19 protein-coding genes and 1 pseudogene are annotated in these 17828 nt (G+C 37.7%); 6 read left to right on the top strand and 14 right to left on the bottom strand.

Annotated features, from left to right (window positions below):
* Positions 1–57: 57 nt before the first annotated feature.
* The 3 genes from pheS to ACUN24_RS24765 are packed head-to-tail and all read left to right on the top strand — an operon-like array spanning position 58 to position 2085.
* A complete protein-coding gene (pheS, locus tag ACUN24_RS24775; protein ID WP_121283580.1) occupies positions 58–1098 on the top strand; it encodes a phenylalanine--tRNA ligase subunit alpha in 1041 nt (346 codons plus the stop codon).
* On the top strand, positions 1098–1508 hold the full coding sequence (locus ACUN24_RS24770; RefSeq protein ID WP_445564916.1) for a hypothetical protein: 411 nt from the start codon (positions 1098–1100) through the stop codon (positions 1506–1508). The genes pheS and ACUN24_RS24770 overlap by 1 nt, the downstream gene beginning before the upstream one ends.
* 1 nt (position 1509) lies before the next feature.
* Complete coding sequence (locus ACUN24_RS24765) at positions 1510–2085, top strand: TetR/AcrR family transcriptional regulator (protein ID WP_121283578.1); 576 nt, start codon at positions 1510–1512, stop codon at positions 2083–2085.
* A gap of 310 nt (positions 2086–2395) precedes the next feature.
* On the opposite strand, the gene ACUN24_RS24760 is transcribed toward ACUN24_RS24765, so the two are convergent.
* The 5 genes and pseudogenes from ACUN24_RS24760 to carA form a co-directional block, all read right to left on the bottom strand.
* Positions 2396–3079 carry an XAC2610-related protein gene (locus ACUN24_RS24760; protein WP_445564915.1) on the bottom strand — a complete coding sequence of 228 codons (684 nt, stop codon included), beginning with the start codon at positions 3077–3079 and terminating at the stop codon, positions 2396–2398.
* A gap of 45 nt (positions 3080–3124) precedes the next feature.
* Positions 3125–3643: pseudogene (locus ACUN24_RS24755) on the bottom strand (Fic family protein); the annotation flags it as partial.
* 215 nt (positions 3644–3858) lie between these two features.
* Complete coding sequence (locus tag ACUN24_RS24750; protein ID WP_315421415.1) at positions 3859–4935, bottom strand: ABC transporter permease; 1077 nt, start codon at positions 4933–4935, stop codon at positions 3859–3861.
* A 180-nt stretch (positions 4936–5115) separates the two neighbouring features.
* Positions 5116–5880 (bottom strand): ABC transporter ATP-binding protein, encoded by a 765-nt coding sequence (locus tag ACUN24_RS24745; RefSeq protein WP_121283574.1) that lies wholly within the window; start codon positions 5878–5880, stop codon positions 5116–5118.
* 257 nt (positions 5881–6137) lie between these two features.
* Entirely contained in the window at positions 6138–7250 is a 1113-nt protein-coding gene (gene carA / locus ACUN24_RS24740) for a glutamine-hydrolyzing carbamoyl-phosphate synthase small subunit (protein WP_121283573.1), read from the bottom strand.
* A gap of 321 nt (positions 7251–7571) precedes the next feature.
* On the opposite strand from carA, the gene panB reads away from it, so the two are divergent.
* The 3 genes from panB (at position 7572) to ACUN24_RS24725 (ending at position 9766) form a co-directional block, all read left to right on the top strand.
* The gene (gene panB, locus ACUN24_RS24735) at positions 7572–8387 is read left to right on the top strand and encodes a 3-methyl-2-oxobutanoate hydroxymethyltransferase (RefSeq protein WP_193425949.1); all 816 of its coding nucleotides are present in this window, start codon (positions 7572–7574) and stop codon (positions 8385–8387) included.
* 150 nt (positions 8388–8537) lie between these two features.
* Positions 8538–9224, top strand: coding sequence for an RluA family pseudouridine synthase (locus ACUN24_RS24730; RefSeq protein ID WP_086547465.1), 687 nt, complete (start codon positions 8538–8540; stop codon positions 9222–9224).
* 113 nt (positions 9225–9337) lie between these two features.
* Positions 9338–9766: a hypothetical protein gene (locus ACUN24_RS24725; protein ID WP_445564914.1), complete on the top strand. Its 429-nt coding sequence runs from the start codon at positions 9338–9340 to the stop codon at positions 9764–9766.
* A 127-nt stretch (positions 9767–9893) separates the two neighbouring features.
* Here the strand turns inward: ACUN24_RS24725 and ACUN24_RS24720 are convergent, their stop codons facing one another.
* The 9 genes from ACUN24_RS24720 to ACUN24_RS24680 all read right to left on the bottom strand — a co-directional run bounded on the left by ACUN24_RS24720 (position 9894) and on the right by ACUN24_RS24680 (position 17818).
* Positions 9894–10367 carry a hypothetical protein gene (locus ACUN24_RS24720; RefSeq protein ID WP_445564913.1) on the bottom strand — a complete coding sequence of 158 codons (474 nt, stop codon included), beginning with the start codon at positions 10365–10367 and terminating at the stop codon, positions 9894–9896.
* A 145-nt stretch (positions 10368–10512) separates the two neighbouring features.
* Entirely contained in the window at positions 10513–11823 is a 1311-nt protein-coding gene (locus ACUN24_RS24715) for a sensor histidine kinase (protein WP_445564912.1), read from the bottom strand.
* A gap of 299 nt (positions 11824–12122) precedes the next feature.
* Positions 12123–12800, bottom strand: coding sequence for a response regulator transcription factor (locus tag ACUN24_RS24710; protein WP_315421399.1), 678 nt, complete (start codon positions 12798–12800; stop codon positions 12123–12125).
* Between the two features lie 54 nt (positions 12801–12854).
* Complete coding sequence (locus ACUN24_RS24705; protein ID WP_445564911.1) at positions 12855–14045, bottom strand: aspartate aminotransferase family protein; 1191 nt, start codon at positions 14043–14045, stop codon at positions 12855–12857.
* Positions 14046–14115: 70 nt separating this feature from the next.
* Positions 14116–14556: a hypothetical protein gene (locus tag ACUN24_RS24700; RefSeq protein ID WP_219075626.1), complete on the bottom strand. Its 441-nt coding sequence runs from the start codon at positions 14554–14556 to the stop codon at positions 14116–14118.
* Between the two features lie 7 nt (positions 14557–14563).
* Entirely contained in the window at positions 14564–15217 is a 654-nt protein-coding gene (locus ACUN24_RS24695; RefSeq protein WP_445564910.1) for a hypothetical protein, read from the bottom strand.
* Between the two features lie 33 nt (positions 15218–15250).
* The gene (locus tag ACUN24_RS24690) at positions 15251–15811 is read right to left on the bottom strand and encodes an RNA polymerase sigma factor (RefSeq protein ID WP_132402533.1); all 561 of its coding nucleotides are present in this window, start codon (positions 15809–15811) and stop codon (positions 15251–15253) included.
* An 81-nt stretch (positions 15812–15892) separates the two neighbouring features.
* Complete coding sequence (locus ACUN24_RS24685; protein WP_029274068.1) at positions 15893–16849, bottom strand: transketolase family protein; 957 nt, start codon at positions 16847–16849, stop codon at positions 15893–15895.
* 123 nt (positions 16850–16972) lie between these two features.
* Positions 16973–17818: a transketolase gene (locus ACUN24_RS24680; RefSeq protein WP_445564909.1), complete on the bottom strand. Its 846-nt coding sequence runs from the start codon at positions 17816–17818 to the stop codon at positions 16973–16975.
* Between the last annotated feature and the right edge of the window lie 10 nt (positions 17819–17828).

Below are 17828 nucleotides of genomic sequence, written 5' to 3'. Positions count from 1 at the left end.
ATTATTTGAACCCGCTTAGCTTAAAATTATTAGATAATTTGCTGTATATTTGAAGCCATGTTACAGGACAAAATAACACAATATACCGATAAAATTAATGCTTTCGTAACTGAAAAAGCAGACGAGTTAGAGCAATTCCGTATTAAATATTTAGGAAGCAAAGGTATCATTAAAGAGATTTTCGACGAATTCAAATCTGTTTCTGTTGAAGAAAAAAGATCGTTGGGCAAGGTTTTAAACGAATTTAAACAACTTGCAGAATCAAAATATCAAACTTTAAAAGAATCAACCGAAAGCACTGATACTAAAAGTGAAAATTCACAATTGGATTTAACTCTGCCTGGTGAAGGTTTCGAGATTGGTTCACGCCATCCTTTAGCCTTGGTACGGAGAGAAATTGTAGAGATTTTTGCCAAACTTGGTTTTACGGTAGCAGAGGGTCCTGAAATTGAAGATGACTGGCACAATTTCTCGGCACTAAACTTCCCTGAAGAGCATCCTGCCAGAGATATGCAGGATACTTTCTTTATCAAAAAAGGCGGAGAGAAAGGCGATATTGCTTTACGTACGCATACATCTTCGGTACAGGTACGCATGATGGAGCAAGGCCAGCCACCATTCAGGGCAATTATGCCAGGCCGTGTTTACCGTAACGAAGCCATTTCTGCCCGTGCACACTGTTTTTTTCATCAGGTGGAAGGTTTGTATGTTGATGAAAATGTTTCATTTGCCGATTTAAAACAGACTTTGTTTTATTTTGTTCAGGAATTATATGGAGAAGGTACCAAAGTACGTTTCCGTCCGTCATATTTCCCTTTTACCGAACCGTCTGCAGAAATGGATATTTCTTGTACCATTTGTAAAGGTGCTGGCTGCCAGTTTTGTAAATACAGTGGTTGGGTAGAAATTTTGGGCTGTGGTATGGTAGATCCAAATGTTTTGGAAAACTGTGGAATTGATTCAAAAAAATACAGTGGCTTTGCATTCGGAATGGGAATAGAACGTATTGCCAATCTGAAATATGTAATTAAAGATTTGCGCTTATTCTCTGAGAACGATGCACGTTTCTTAAAGCAATTTAAATCGGCTTTAATTTAATGATGAAATATCTGTACAGTATATTATTTGTACTGCTAATGGCTACAGGTTGCGGTAAAGATGAAGGTTACATTCCTGATGTGCCTGTAAATTATAATGTAACGATAACTGAGTTTAGCTTAAAAGCAATAAATAATGTCCTGGTAGTTTCAAACAACGGAGTAGGGGGATTACTGATCGTAAAAACACCACTTGGAGGATATGTAGCCTTCGATCGTTGCAGTACCGTAAACCCGGAGAAGATCTGCAAGGTAGCGCCTGATGATAGTGGTGTAACAGCAACCGACCCTTGTTCTGGAGCTAAATTTTCACTGCTTGATGGAAGTCCACAAAAAGCACCCGCCGAAAAAAGTTTAAAAGCCTATAATATTTCTTTGCAAGGCAACACATTATTACACGTAAGCAATTAAAATGGAAGCTGAAAAAATAAAAGAAACAGTTAAGAAGGCTGCCAAAGAACTATTTAGGAAATATGGTTACCATAAAACCAGTGTAAATGAAATTGCAAAAAAAGCACGTATTGCCAAAGCAACTATTTACAAATATTTTGAGAGCAAAGAGCAGGTTTTAGATAGTATTCTGATGGATTACCTCGATCAGAACCTGTACGAAATATTGCACAATAAATTAAGTTACGCTTCAGAAGAAGAGCACTTAAAAGCACTGGTGATGAAAACAAGTCGCTTATCATTTACTGCGTGTAATGAGTTTATCGGCTGGGATTTTGTTCGTGAAAATGCAAACTCGCAGGAGTTTTTAAAACATTTATCAGATCAGCTTGAAGCCTTATTGTTAGCCGCTTATCTGCAACTGGATAACTTTAAGAATAATCCGGCAAGAAGAGAAGGTCTGGCATTTCTGTTAAAAGCCAGTAAAAGTATCGTGTTTTCATTTGCATTTACTTCAGTTAGCGATTCAGATGTGCGTAAAAACTTTGTAAGTTTCCAGAAAGAAATATTGCCGTTTTTGGTAAAAGCAGCACTTTAAATTGAAAAGTCGTCATCTCGACTGAAGCGCAGCGAAATGGAGAGATCTATCTAAGCAGATTTAGCTTCGCTGAACACTCCGTGGTTCGCAATCTGGTCTTAGCATCCCGCTAAGACCCTAAACAATAAACTTATTGGTGTGTCGTAGTGAGAACGGCACCACTAGAAAAAGGCTCAACGCTACGATTCGATGAGAAATAAACTTATAATACAACCTCATTTTTTTCTACAATAGACACTGAAATTAATTCAGGGAAACGACACCTAGAAATCTGTGTTTATCTGTGTGCATCTGTGGTTTAAAATTCGACTTATTGATTATAATAATCTTTCATCTTAAATTTTTGCACGGTTCTTTTTATTTTTCCGTCAACAATTTTCTGAGTAATCACGGTAACAATATCAGCAATGCTCGAATCTTCAATTACTGATGAGTCTTCGTATGGTATGTTTTTAGCGTCAAATTTGTAGTTGATGGTTTTATCAAAACAACAACCATCTTTTTGATGAATAGCAATTTGCTTTGTTTTTTTATCTACATCAAACATCCCTAAATTTTCACTTGCCAGTTTAGTGAGTTCACTGTTTGGTAGGAATTTGTTTTCTGCTGCCGCCAAATAAACATCATAAGATGGACTCGAATAAGCACCTTTATTACCATTTCTGATCGCAAGATCTTCAAGGCCGTCAAAATTAAAATCGCCAAAAATTAAAGGGGTTTGATATTTGCCAAGTTCCAGCCACCCGAGTTTAGCATTCTGTGTTTCGGTTAAACCAAACTCCAGACCATCTGAATGAAAAGTATCTATTTCACGGTCTGTAACCTTATCATAAACAATTATAGTGGCTTTTCCGCTGCAAGCATTCCCTTCACATTTATCAACGAAAATTTTAGCCTTGTATTGGTCAGAACTGTTATTTGCCAGGAATTTAAACTGTGCTTTCGAAGTATTGGCAATCAGTAAAATACTGCAAAAGATGATCAAACTTTTCATTAAAAATTTTTCTGTAAAATTACAGCAATATCATTCACCGAAAAGTTAAAAAAGGTTAACGTTTTCTCTTGCGTGTTTTGATATAACTTTGTACAGCAGTTTTGTGGTAAGCCAATCTCTGCCTTCTTTATAGGCATCTATTTTGCCTTGCCTTGCCAATAGGCTCACATACTCCTGGCCATAAGGAACATCTGGTTCTGAAACGATATGTGATATAGGTTCATAATCCCCATAATTGTTTCCAGGCAATGCATTTATGTAGATATTTAACGAGCGCTCTAAGGCCTGCAACATCAATAAATAAAGTTTATGATAATTGCCCTTGTTAGCTTGATTAAGTGCTTCGTAGTATTTCTTTCTGTCATTTTTGAGGATGATAGCAGGAGGGAAGCCATTTCGCATAAGTAGTAAATTCATTGCAAGCCTTACGGTACGCCCATTCCCATCAAAAAAAGGATGAATCCAAACCAGTTTATGGTGGAAAATAGTAGACAATACAATATCATTTAAACCCAGTGGATTATCGTTAATAAACTTGATCAGTTGATCTAATAAATCAGAAACTTTTTTGCATTGGGTGGTGTAAAGTTTGCGCCTACAATACGTACTCCGCCATTTCTTAAACGGCCAGCATAATCATCTTCAATACTTCGCAATACCAAGCCATGCAAGGATATCGATGCTTCTTAAGGTGTAGTTTTTATTGACTAAGGTATATAAGTAATTATTCAAAAAAAAATGATAACGTTACGTTATCATTTTAAAATGTTTTAAGATGCTTATTCCCACTTAAATACTTTTACCGCTACTGCATAAATGCCAATACCCCAAAGCAATAAGATCATAATCTGGAATTTTACATCCCATAGGCCTAAGCCTTCAAAAGCTACTTTACGCATAGCGTCGTTTAAATAGGTAAGTGGCAAAGCCCGGCTAATCGGCTGTAACCAACTTGGAAAAGCCTCGATAGAAAAGAATGTTCCCGATAGTAAAAACTGTGGGAGGGTAATAATATTTGATATTGGAGGTACCATACTTTCGCTTTTGGCAATACCCGAAATAATAAAGCCAAAGCCCATAAATACGATTATACCCATTGTGGCCAGTATAAGCATGTTGACGACCGTGAGTGCGCCATGTACCAGGGTAAAGCCAAAGAAGAAATGGCCAATTAAAATGATAAATAATGCACCAATTAAGGCAAATCCAATACGGGCAATTCCTTCGCCAATGACAATGCTCGAACGCCTTACCGGGGTTGCGAAAAAACGCTTGATTACCAGGGTTTGGCGCAGACTTAAAAAAACGAATGCTGTTCCGAAAACGCCTGTGCTTAATAGCGAAAAGCCCAACTGGCCTGGAAGAATAAAATCAATGGTTTTATACTCACGGCCAGTAATCGTGCTTTCTTTTATTTCAGCCACAGTTGGCTTTAAGGTTTTATCGTAAAAAATATTGTTTAAAACCGATTTTAAAATCCCACCTTTATCTCTTGATGCAGAGGTGTAAACCACATTAACCGAATAGGCGGCAGAATTTACTTTTCTGTGCACATCAATCATCGCATCAACATTACCCTTTTCAAGTAATTTATCAAATTCGGCTTTTGATTTATCTTTTACCAAACGGATCATTCCTGTTTTTTCCAGCATACCCATTACCGGGTTATTTATATCAGAGCCTGGTGTTACCCCAACATCGATACGGGTTCCACCGCCGCCTAAAAATCCGAAGACAAGGATAAATATCAAAGGAAAAGCAAGGGTAAATACCACTGCCGATGGACTCCGCATAATCGACCGGAAACTCGCTTTGGCAAGGGCCAGGGTTGCTGTAAGGTTGTTATATTTTTTCATTTACTATTTTGATTAATAGTTGCACTGTTTTATGTTTTTAAACCCGATTGAAGTGTAAATCCTTTTTGCCGAGTATCTGTTAACTACTTGATGAATATTTGCAAAAAGATTGCAACGAAAAGCGGGAGTAACATTGATTAGAATACTGCACTTGCTTTTCAAAAGATCTTGAAATTTAAACTATTCACGCCACTCTTGCCCGGTAAGGTTGATGAAAACATCTTCCAGATTGGCCTTTTTAACCTCTTTTTTACGTTCAAAACCGCTATTTACTAATTGGTCTATTAAATTATCAGGCGTATCTAGAGCGATAATTTGTCCGCGTTCTACAAAAGCAACGCGATCGCAAAGCTGTTCAGCCTCGTCCATATAGTGTGTGGTGATAACCACGGTTGTTCCCGCATCGCGGATTTCTTTAATCAGATCCCAAAGATTCCTGCGCGCCTGTGGATCCAGTCCTGTTGTAGGCTCATCTAAAAAAATAATTTTTGGTTGATTGATGAGTGTTGTGGCTATAGAGAAACGCTGCTTTTGTCCGCCTGAAAGTGCTTTGTATTTGGCTTTAGCCTTATCCTGAAGATTCACTTTCTCCAGCATTTCCATAGGTTTAATGTTTGCGCCATATAACCCGGCAAAAAGTTCAATCAGTTCGATCAGGTTTAGATTCGGATAATAACCAGCTGCCTGTAATTGTACACCAATAATCTGTTTAATATCCTGCGGCTGTTTATCAACAGAAAAACCATCAACAATAATTTCACCTGATGTTTTAGCTCTCAATGTTTCGATAATTTCGAGGGTAGTGGTTTTTCCGGCGCCATTAGGACCCAGCAGACCGAAAATCTCATGCTCATACACCTCAAAACTAAGCCCTTGAACGGCCACGAAATCATCGTATTTTTTTACCAGGTCTTTAACACTGATAATGGCTTTTTTTGTTTCCATGTTGCGAATGTAAGCAGCTTTAAATGAATAGGAAATGAATTTTAATACAGTTAACGGAAAATGTCGGTAAAATGATGTTTTAAGCAGGCGAAAATAGGTTATAAAAGAAATCTGCGGATCGGCAGCTTTATTTTTGCCGCAAATCCGCAGATCTTATTATTGTATTTTGGCCTTTAAGCTTCGGTCTTTATGCTTTAGTCTTTTACCTTAAACCTTCAGCCTTCCAGCCTTCCGCCTTCCAACCTTCTGCCTTAACCTTACCAAACCAGCTCGCCTTTCATTACTTCAACGAAATCATCGAATAAGTAGCGTGAATCATGTGGGCCTGGAGAAGATTCCGGGTGATATTGAACCGAGAAAGCTTTTTTACCTTTTACACGGATTCCTTCGATTGATTTATCATTCAGGTTAACGTGTGTAATTTCTACTTTATCAGAGTTTCTAACCTCATCTGGAATTACGCCAAATCCATGGTTCTGCGAAGTAACTTCGCAGTGGTTTTTGATAATGTTTTTAACAGGGTGGTTTAATCCACGGTGACCATTAAACATTTTCATGGTACCGATACCGTTAGCTTCGGCTAATAACTGGTGACCTAAGCAGATACCGAACAAAGGTTTATCTTCTGCTAATATATCTTTGATGGTTTCTACAGCGTAAGGCATTACCGATGGATCGCCAGGGCCGTTTGAAATAAAGTAGCCATCTGGGCCAAATTTTTCCATTTCGGCAAAAGTAGTTTTGGCCGGAAAAACCTGAACGTAGATATCGCGGTTTTCAAAGCTGCGCAAAATGTTTTTCTTGATACCTAAATCAAGGGCAGCCACTTTTAAGCTCGCTTCAGGGTTACCATAAAAATATGGTTCGCTCGTACTTACTTTAGAAGAAAGCTCTAAACCTTCCATTGATGGTACTTCAGCCAGCTTTTGCTTTAATTCTTCTAAATCAGTGATTTCAGAAGAAATAATGGCGTTCATTGCGCCTTTATCTCTAATGTGACGAACCAATGCACGAGTATCGATATCAGAAATGGCAACTAAATTATCATTTTGGAAATAATCCTGGATCGATTCTGTTGCTTCTTTACGGCTATAAACAATATTGTAATTTTTACAGACTAAACCAGCAATTTTGATCGAACCCGATTCGATCTCATCTTTATGGATACCATAATTACCAATATGTGCATTGGTGGTAACCATTATCTGTCCAAAATAACTTGGATCTGTGAAAATTTCCTGGTAACCTGTCATCCCGGTATTAAAACAAATTTCGCCAGTAGTAGTCCCAATTTTTCCGGCCGCTTTGCCGTAAAAAACTGTGCCATCGGCCAGTAATAAAATCGCAGGTAACTTGGTGTAGTTAGTCATGGTGATTACAATATGGATTTTGATTTAAAAAAGAGTTGAAAAAAGAATGGCTTTCGGCATTAAAGCCGTATTTGCACGGTGCAAAAAAAGATGAATATATCCCTTCCATTTCGGGGTACAAAGATAGGGTTTAAGATCGGAAATGTAAAGAGAAAAGTGAAATATGGTTTAAGCCGAAAGCAGAAAGACTAAAGCAGAAAGCGGTGAAGCATGATTTAAATGAAAAATGATTTTTGCCTTAGATAGCTTTGGTCTTTTACCTTTAGTCTTTCAGCTTAATTAAAGAAAAAACAATACTTTTGGCAACACAAAACAAATCCCATGTCGGTACATAAAGAAATCAAACGCATCACTACGCACATTTTACAGGAAATGAAACAACGTGGTGAAAAAATATCGATGTTAACAGCCTACGACTATTCGATGGCGACCATCCTGGATGATGCAGGTTTAGACGTTTTATTGGTTGGCGATTCTGCTTCGAATGTAATGGCTGGTCATGAAACAACTTTGCCTATAACCCTGGATCAGATGATTTATCATGCTGCATCTGTAATCAGGGCCGTTAAACGTGCTTTTGTGGTAGTTGATTTACCTTTCGGCTCCTATCAGGGAAACTCGAAGGAAGCTTTGAACTCAGCGATAAGGATTATGAAAGAATCAGGAGCCCACGGTGTTAAATTAGAGGGCGGTGAAGAAATTATTGAATCTGTTCAACGCATCATTACAGCAGGAATTCCTGTAATGGGGCACCTGGGGTTAACACCGCAATCAATTTATAAATTTGGAACCTATACCGTTCGTGCAAAAGAAGAGGAAGAAGCAAATAAGTTAAAAACAGATATTTTGGCCTTACAGGCTGCTGGTTGTTTTGCAGTTGTATTGGAGAAAATTCCTGCTGCCCTAGGCAAAGAAGTTACAGAGAGTCTGCATATTCCAACTATCGGCATTGGTGCCGGACCAAACTGTGATGGACAGGTTTTGGTAGTAAATGATATGATTGGTTTAACCAAAGGATTTAAACCACGCTTTTTACGCCAGTACATCAACCTGTACGATGAAATTTTAGGTGCGGCGCAATCTTATATCCGTGATGTGAAAGGAAACGATTTCCCTAACGAGAAAGAACAATACTAAGTTTGGAGCTAGGCGTTTTGAGTTTGGAGTTTTTTCAAACACAGATAAACTATCCAGCTTTAAACAACTAACAGATTAACCAATAGAATTCGCAATAGACGATTTGCTTTGTCAAATGAACTAATAACGAATGAACCAATAAACTAACCGATGCCAATTACCGATAACGACATCCTTTTTGAAGATAATCATTTAATCGCTATTAATAAAAGGGCAGGTGATATTGTACAGGTTGATGAAACCGGCGATGAGCCTTTGGATGAGCAGGTAAAAAAGTATATCGCTAAAAAGTACAATAAGCCTAATGGTGCTTTTTTAGGGGTGGTACACCGTTTAGATCGGCCGGTGAGTGGCGTAATCTTATTTGCCAAAACGAGTAAGGCTTTGGAGCGGATGAATGCCGTTTTTAAAAATAGAGAAGTAAAGAAAACCTATTGGGCAGTGGTGAAGAACAAGCCAGAAAAAGAGTCGGCTACTTTGGTGCATTGGCTGGTTAAAAACCCACAAAAAAATGTGGTTTCTTATTATAATACAGAAGTTACCGGCAGTCAGCGGGCCGAGCTTTCTTATAAAGTTAAAGCCAAGGTAGGCGATTATTACCTGCTGGAAGTTGATCCTTTAACAGGCCGCTCACACCAGATCAGGGTCCAGTTATCCTCAATGGGCTGTCCGATAATGGGCGATAATAAATATGGTTATCCTCGGGGAAGCAGAAAAGGAAGTATTTGCCTGCATGCCCGTCGCTTACAGTTTATACACCCGGTAAAAAAAGAACCTGTAAACATATTTGCAAAGCTGCCTGTTGATGGTTTTTGGGAACGCTTCGAAGACTTATAGCATAACAATATTTAGTATAATTAAGATATCCGGTCACAATATTTAAATATTTGACCGGATTTTTTATGATTTGGCATCATATTAGTCTGTTAAGCATAAAACCCAAATTAATCATGAAAAACACCATCTTATCTATCGCCTCTATAGGCCTGTTGGCTTCTACACTAGTTTCTTGCGATAGTACCAAAAAAACGGAAACGACCAAAGACTCCAGCGAAATTTCTGCTAATGGAGACACCGTAACGAAAGTGACTACTAAAACAACTGAAATTGTTAAAACCGATGTTCCAACTTTCTCAAGTGAAGAGGTAAACAAAGGGCTTGCTGAATATTCTAAACTTAAAGACGAATATGTTGCAGCTGTGAAAAGTAAAAATGCTGCAGAAATTAAAGCCATAGGCGATAAATATACTGCATGGGCAAATAAGGCAACGGGATGGGCCGCCAAGTTAAAACCTGATGAAATTCAAAAATATTCTGATTATGTGCTTAAATTAACCGAAGAGTGGAGCGCTGCAGCCAAGGATGCTGTGAGCAAATAGAATAAAAGCTAAGAAAGGTCGTCATTTCGACTGAAGCGCAGCGAAATGGAGAAATCTTTAAACTATGTGAAAGATTTCTCTACTGCGGTCGAAATGACGATTTATGGATTGAGATGACGACGTATTATTATTTACAATCAATTTTGTCAAAAGTCATCGATCCATCAAACTTTAGTTTGCTTAGGTTTTTGAACTTGGTTTCCCCTTTTACTTCCTGTACGTCGCCAAATCCCTCTGCTAGCTGATCGCCCTTTTTCAAAAAAGCCACTTCCCTGATTGATGTTTTGCCTTCAGACTGAAAAGTATAGTTTGCAATTATAGTATCGCCTTTAACAACCCCGGCTATAGTGCCTGCATTTTTATCTTTTTCGTATAAATTATAGCCCAAAGTGCCTGTTAACTTATTGTCAATTGTCTTCAGTGTTAGGGTAGCGGTATCACGGTTTTTAATGTACTGATAACATTGAGTAGAATCGGTTGTTGCCGCTGCATTGGTTACTATAGTAGAATCTATTTTGGCTTGTGTTTTCTTTGCTGTTCCGCCCTGGCAAGATGCCATGAATAAAGTTGCGGCTCCAAGTATTGGGATGATGTTTTTCATTAAGATATGTTTTTTGCTTATCGGATTGATTTTATTAGTAAGCAAAGGCCTTGCCAAAAATATCATCCTTCCCGTCTTTCATATCCTTACCAGTTTGATTATAAGCGTGTATTTACAAAAGGGTGATAACATTATCTGCAGCGTATCATTTTGAAAAAGATAAGGAAATATTCGTTCCTTTATGTTCTTCAGATTTGATATCGACATCTATTTTATGGAATCTGGCGATACTTTGCACAATGGCCAGCCCCAAACCAAAGCCATTTTCTTCGCTATTTCCTCTTTTAAAACGATCGAAAGCATTTTCTACCAGGGCTGGGCTCATCCCTGATCCGGTATCGCTGATGGTGAGAATATATTGTTCATTTTCCGTTTTATCGTTTATGGTAATAGCTCCGCTATCAACATTATATTTAATTGCGTTATTGATGATGTTAATTAACAGGGTATGTATCAGCGCTTTGTTTCCTGTAAAATGAAAGTCTTTTGAAAGATTGACACTATAACTGATGTTTTTATCAGCTATCCGATCTTCCAGGTCTTCATATATATCATCGATTTCCTGTTTGAGGCTAATTTCTTCTGTTTTTAGGTACTGGTTGTTTTCAACTTTCGAAATGAGTAATAAACTATTGATAATTACCTTTAAGCGGTTCAAGGTTTTTAATGATGCATATAGCTTATTTTCGTGTTCAATAGGAATACCTGGTGTATTGAGCATATTCTCAAACCGCGTACTTAAAATAGAAATAGGAGTAAGCAGTTCATGCGAAACATTGGCGATAAACTGCTTTTCTAAAGCGAAAAGTGTGTTTATTTTACGCATTAAAGAGTTTATGCTATTATCGAGGATTTTAAAATCACTGGTACTGGTAGGTATATTCTGGTAATTATAATGCGTAGGATCATCAACCAGGTTGATTTTTTTATCAATAATGCGGTAAAATGGTTTGAGCAGAAAGTTAGAGAAGGTAAAGTCGGCCACGAGGGTAATTAACAATGCGGCAACCAGTACAATCAGCATGTAAAAACGGATCGAATTTTTAATAGATTGAAGTGCTGTCATTGTTTCCCCAATCTCAAGGTTGTACCAGTTTGTATGGTAAGAGAATTTATAGTTTAAAATGCGGTATACTTCAATGTCGCCCTCTATCTCTCTTTTTTCGGTAAATACCTTTGCAGTAGAATCTTTTTGATTGTCGGGTATATCCGTTAATACAATAAATTCTTCCTTTAAAATATTATAGTCGGTAAATGATTGTTCTTTATTTAAAAGGCTGTCGATCTCATTATCATTTAAATTTTTGATGATTTTGTTCTTCTTTTTGATTAAACGGTTATCGAGCTGGTTGTAGGCAAGTCTGTCTAATGAGAATAAAATGATAGCACCTAATACCAGGATGATGGCAATTTTGGTTACCGCATTATATAAAGAAAACTTAACCTGTAACTTCATTTAGATGGATGATGTTTTATGTAAGATGGACAAGGGTTTATTTATCGATGGGTTAATTGTTTAAATTGGTTAATTGACGCTAAGGGCTAACCACCAAAGGTTCAAACCTAACTTACCTTATGGTTCATGGTTTTATGGTTGATGGTTCATAGTTAAATAGCATAGCGTTTATAAATTATAATTATTGAAGCTATTATCAATCAACTATGACTAGCAGTTTGGCTATAGTCTATAAACTATTAAACTATGAACTATCAACCTCTTAATCTTCGGACTTCTGACTCCTGACTTCCCGACTCCTAGCAATTAATCCTATAACCTATGCTTCTTACCGTTTCAAACCAATCTATCGGACTAATCCCCGCAAGTTTTTTTCGCAAGTTTTTAACATGAACATCAACAAAGTTTGAATCAGAATTGACTTCTAAAATATCACCCCAAACATGTTCAGTTAAACTCATTCTCGATACCACGCGGTTTTTGTTCAACACCAGATAGTTAAATATCTCGAACTCCTTTTTGGTCAGGTTTAATCTTTCATCACCAAAAGAGACAGTTCTATTCTGGATATTGAGCATGAAATTGTGAACGTTTACCTCGTTTTTCTCTAATTTATGTTTTCTACGCGTAATAGCGTGCATTCGAGCTAAGAGTTCGTTTAGTGAAAATGGCTTTGGCAAATAATCATCTGCGCCCTCATCAAGGCCTTTAATACGGTCATCAACAGCACTACGGGCGGTTAAGATAATTACAGCGTCATCGCGATCTTTCATGGCTTTTAACTGTTTTAAAATTTCAAAACCATCACCATCTGGTAAGCCCAGGTCTAATAAAATAAAATCGTAATTATTTACAAATATCTTTTCTTCAGCGGAAGATTTTTTCCAGGCATGCTCTACAATAAATCCCTCTTTACTTAAGAATTCATCCATTTCAAGCGCCAGGCTTTTTTCATCTTCAACGATTAATACATTCATTTCAGCTAACAGTTAGTAGTTTTATTTTTCAGCATTTTATTATGCCCTATGCTTTTACCCTGCAACTAAGTTAATATTTTTTAAGATGGTCTTGCAAGCTTCTTTAATTTCTTCTTGAGTAATAATTAGTGGAGGGGCAATCCGCATAGAATTGCTGCAATGTAAAAACCAGTCTGACAATACGCCATCTAAAATACAGGCATCGATGATTTTTTTATTGATCTCGAAATTCTCAAACTCAACCGCAAGCATTAAACCTTTGCCCCTGATTTCTTTAATGGCAGGATGTTTTAAAAGCTGTTTAAACAACTCACCTTTTTCTTCAACTTCATCAACGATATGACCATCAGCCAAGGTGCGTAAAGTAGCCAACCCGGCAGCGCAGCAAACCGGATGACCTCCAAAGGTAGTCATGTGACCCAAGATTGGTGTATGTGATAATACCGACATAATCGCTAATGAACTGATAAAGGCGCCGATTGGCATTCCGCCTCCAATTCCCTTCGCCAACAATAGCACATCTGGCACCACATTATAATGTTGAAAGGCGAACATCTTACCGCTGCGGCCAAAACCTGATTGTATTTCATCGAAAATTAATAATGTGCCTGTTGCTGTGCATTTAGCCCGTAAAGCCTGCATATACTTTAAATCAGCAACCCTTATTCCGGCTTCGCCTTGTATAGGTTCAATAAAAACAGCAGCAATTTCTGTAGTAATTTTTTCGAGGTCAGCAAGGTTGTTATGCTCAATAAAACTTACATGTGGCAAGAAAGGGCCGTAGCCAGAAGAATAAAAATCACTTTCCATTAAACTTTCTGCACCCTGCGTACTGCCATGATAAGCATTTTTGCAGGCAATAAATCCTTTTCGGCCAGTATAACGTTTAGCCAGTTTCATTGCACCTTCAACAGCCTCGGTTCCAGAGTTTAAAAAGTAGGTGCAGCTTAGGCTTTCGGGTAAAATTTCGGCAAGTGCTTTGGCAAAATTTACCTGGGGAGTTTGTACATATTCGCCATAAACCATGAGGTGCATATAGGTTTCTGCCTGATCCTGAATGGCCTTCACTACCGCAGGATGGCAATGACCAACATTACTAACACCGATACCGGCAATAAGATCGATGTGTTTTTTGTTCTGCGCATCGTAAATGTAGATTCCTTTTGCCCTTACAAATTCGAGCATAAGTGGCTCTGGAGAGGTTTGTGCATTGTGTTGTAAAAACAACTGACGTTGGGTAAGCATAGCACAAAAGTACGGAAATGAAAGAGTGCTTTAAAACAAAAAAGACCTACATTGTTGTAAGTCTTTTTCTTTATTGCTTTTGGCCGCCTTTAAATCGGTTGAGTAACTCGCGTTTAAAACCTTCTTGAGCCCGGTAAAACTTCCCAACAATTTTTATTGGCAATACCGATTTAAGTTTGTTGTAATATTTTTTATCGAGATTAAGATCTCTTTGTTTAAAATCAAATTCGCTGGTAATTAAGCCCTGTACCTGTGCATCGGTTAAATTATCAATTTCATCCACTTTTCTGAAAGAGATCATTTTTTGCATGCGTTCTTTGCGCAGGGCATTTTGTTCTGCCTGCATACTATTATAAATTGGCCAGAAAATCTTAGCCTCTTCCGGAGATAGATCCAGTTTTTGAGTGAAAAAAGCTATTTTAAGTGATTCTATTTCTTCTCCCCTTAACCTTTGTGCAAGTAAGGAAGATGGAAATAAAAATATCAAAGCAACAAAAAGTAAATTCTTCATTTCTGTATTAATTATTTAGCTCCTGAGATAAATCACTTGATGAGAAGTTACTCAGGATGTAGTTTTCCATTTCTGTATCTGACGCAGAAGTAGTTTTTATATTAGATGAGTTAGCGTTTTGTGTTTCTAAATGATCTATGATCGTGCTTTCGTCAATGTCGTATAACATTTGTTCATTTACTGTTTCGGCAGATTGTACTTGCTGAACGGTATTGGTGCTGTTCTGGTAAAAATAAATGCTAAACGAGGCCATTAATAAGAAACAGGCCGCACTTGCATATTTAACGATGTTTCTTCTCCACAAAGGAATAACTTTAGCTTCCTTTTTAGGTTCCGATGCTGCAATCCTATCGGTAATTCTACTTTGTAGCGTATCGAAATAATTTTTGGGAACTGTAAAGGTATTTTCTGCCTTAGGCATTTCAGACAGGGCAATTCGGGTTTGTATTTGTTCCGTTAAGTTTTCAAAATAATGAGGCGGAACTTCAAAATTATTTTTACTGGTTTTCTGTTGTAATCCATCTAAGAAAACAGCAGAAAAAATGGCCTCATCACTATTTTCGAAATATACATCGGGAACGGAGAAAGGATTACGTTTCCCCATAGCCGCAAGTGCAGGAGCCTCGTTCATCCAATCGTTATTTTCTATATTTTCGTTCATCACAGATATATGATACAATTAAAGTGAAAAGGTTTAATAGTCTACTTCATCATTTGTAATAAAAGCTTCAATTTTTTTTGCAGCAATGTGAAATGATGCTTTTAGCGCACCTACCGAGGTTCCCAGTACCTCCGAAATCTCTTCATATTTCATATCATCAAAATATTTCATATTAAAGATAATGCGTTGTTTCTCAGGTAAGGTGAGAATTGCTTTTTGCAATTTGAGCTCAAGCTTATCGCCGTTAAAATATGATGATGCCACCAGATTATCGGCAAGTTCGGATGAAACCTCATCCAAAGGTGTATTATTACGCTGCTTTTGTTTATTTAAGAAGGTAATCGATTCGTTGGTGGCAATACGGTAAATCCACGTATAGAGCTGAGAATCGCTTCTAAATTTATCGAGATTTTTCCAAACTTTAACAAATACTTCCTGCAAGAGGTCATCGCAGTCATCATGGTTTAAAACCAGCCTGCGGATGTGCCAGTATATTTTTTGCTGGTATTTTTTTAGTAACAGGTTAAAGGCTTCATTACGCGTATGCTCGACAGCAAACATGGCAAGAATTTCTGAATCTTCAACTTGTTTCATTCTATTGTATAGATTTGAGATGTAAGAATTGAGATATGAGGTTTGAGACATAATTCAAACCTCATATCTAATGTCTCAAATCTATTTTTTTCTGCCAATTACTTTTTGAACCGCTTCAACAATGTTTACGGCATCTAAGCCGTATTTAGACATTAATTGATCTGGTGTTCCGCTTTCGCCAAAAGTATCGTTAGTGGCTACAAACTCTTGTGGAGTTGGTAATTCAGTAGTTAACAAACGTGCTACGCTTTCGCCCAGGCCACCAAATTTATTGTGCTCTTCGCAGGTAACCACGCATCCGGTTTTTTTAACTGACTTTAAGATGGCCTCATCATCCAAAGGTTTAATGGTATGGATGTTAATAATTTCGGCATCTATGCCCAATTCGGCTAATTTCTCACCAGCTTCAATCGCTTTCCAAACCATATGGCCTGTAGCAATAATAGTAACATCTGTTCCTTCATTAACCATCCATGCTTTACCGATCTCAAATTTTTGATCTGGATCTGTAAATACTGGGATTACCGGACGGCCAAAACGTAAATAAACAGGACCTTCGTATTCTGCAATGGCCATAGTTGCTGCTTTAGTCTGATTGTAATCGCAAGGATTGATTACAACCATTCCCGGCAACATTTTCATTAAGCCTATATCTTCTAAAATTTGGTGGGTTGCACCATCTTCGCCTAAGGTTAAACCTGCGTGAGATGCACAGATTTTAACGTTTTTATTAGAATAAGCTACTGATTGGCGGATCTGATCGTAAACACGACCTGTAGAGAAATTGGCAAAAGTACCTGTAAAGGGAATTTTACCGCCAATTGTCATACCTGCGGCAATACCGATCATATTTGCTTCTGCAATACCAACCTGTGTAAAACGCTCCGGAAAATCTTTAATAAAAGCATCCATTTTAAGCGATCCAACTAAATCGGCACATAAGGCAACCACATTTTCGTTTTTCTTTCCAGCTTCATGTAAGCCAGCTCCAAAACCCGAACGTGTATCTTTTTTTTCTGTATATGTATATTTTTTCACGTTTTTATATTTTTAATTAGCTGCGTTCAAGCTTGCTTCGCAGGTTTTCATTGTTTTTTAGATATGAGATTTTAGACATTAGACATGAGACTCACATCTCATATCTCACATCTCCAATCTAATTTAGTAATCCCCTAAAGTTTCTGGTAATTGCGCTAATGCAGTTGCTAATTGCTCATCATTTGGAGCAGTACCATGCCATTTGTGTGAACCCACCATATAATCTACACCGGCACCCATCTGTGTGCTCATTAAATTCATGATTGGTTTACCTTTTCCTGTTAAGGTTTTAGCATAATGTAAACCTTCAACTATAGCTTGCATATCATTACCGTCAGTATTGATTACATGCCATCCGAAAGCTTCGAATTTAGCTTGTAAATCATCTAAAGCAAGAACTTTACTCGTAGGGCCATCAATCTGCTGTCCGTTATAATCAACTGATGCAATTAAATGGTCAACTTTATTGAAAGGGGCGAACATTGCTGCTTCCCAGTTTTGTCCTTCCTGTAATTCTCCATCACCCAATAAGGCAAAAACGTGAGATTTATCACCGTTTAATTTTTTAGCCAACGCTGCACCAATGGCAACTGATAAGCCCTGGCCTAATGAGCCTGAAGCAATACGGATACCTGGTAAATGCTCGTGGGTAGTTGGGTGACCTTGTAATCTGGAGTTCAGTTTACGGAAAGTTGCCAGTTCGCTTTTATCGAAATAACCAGCATGAGCCAATGTACTGTACCAAACCGGAGAAATATGTCCATTCGAAAGGAAGAATAAATCTTCGCCTGCGCCTTCCATCGTGAAGTCTGTCTTGTGGTTCAACACTTCAAAATATAAAGCGGTAAAAAAATCAGCGCATCCAAGCGAGGCACCTGGGTGGCCAGATTGACATCCATGAACCATTCTTACGATATCTCTTCTGATTTGAGAGGCAATATCTTCTAGCTCTTTAATTGTATGTTTCATTAAAATAAGA

The organism is Pedobacter sp. WC2501 (assembly GCF_052682415.1).
The sequence above is the reverse complement of the archived record's forward strand: the minus strand, read 5'-3'. Positions and strand labels throughout refer to the sequence as shown.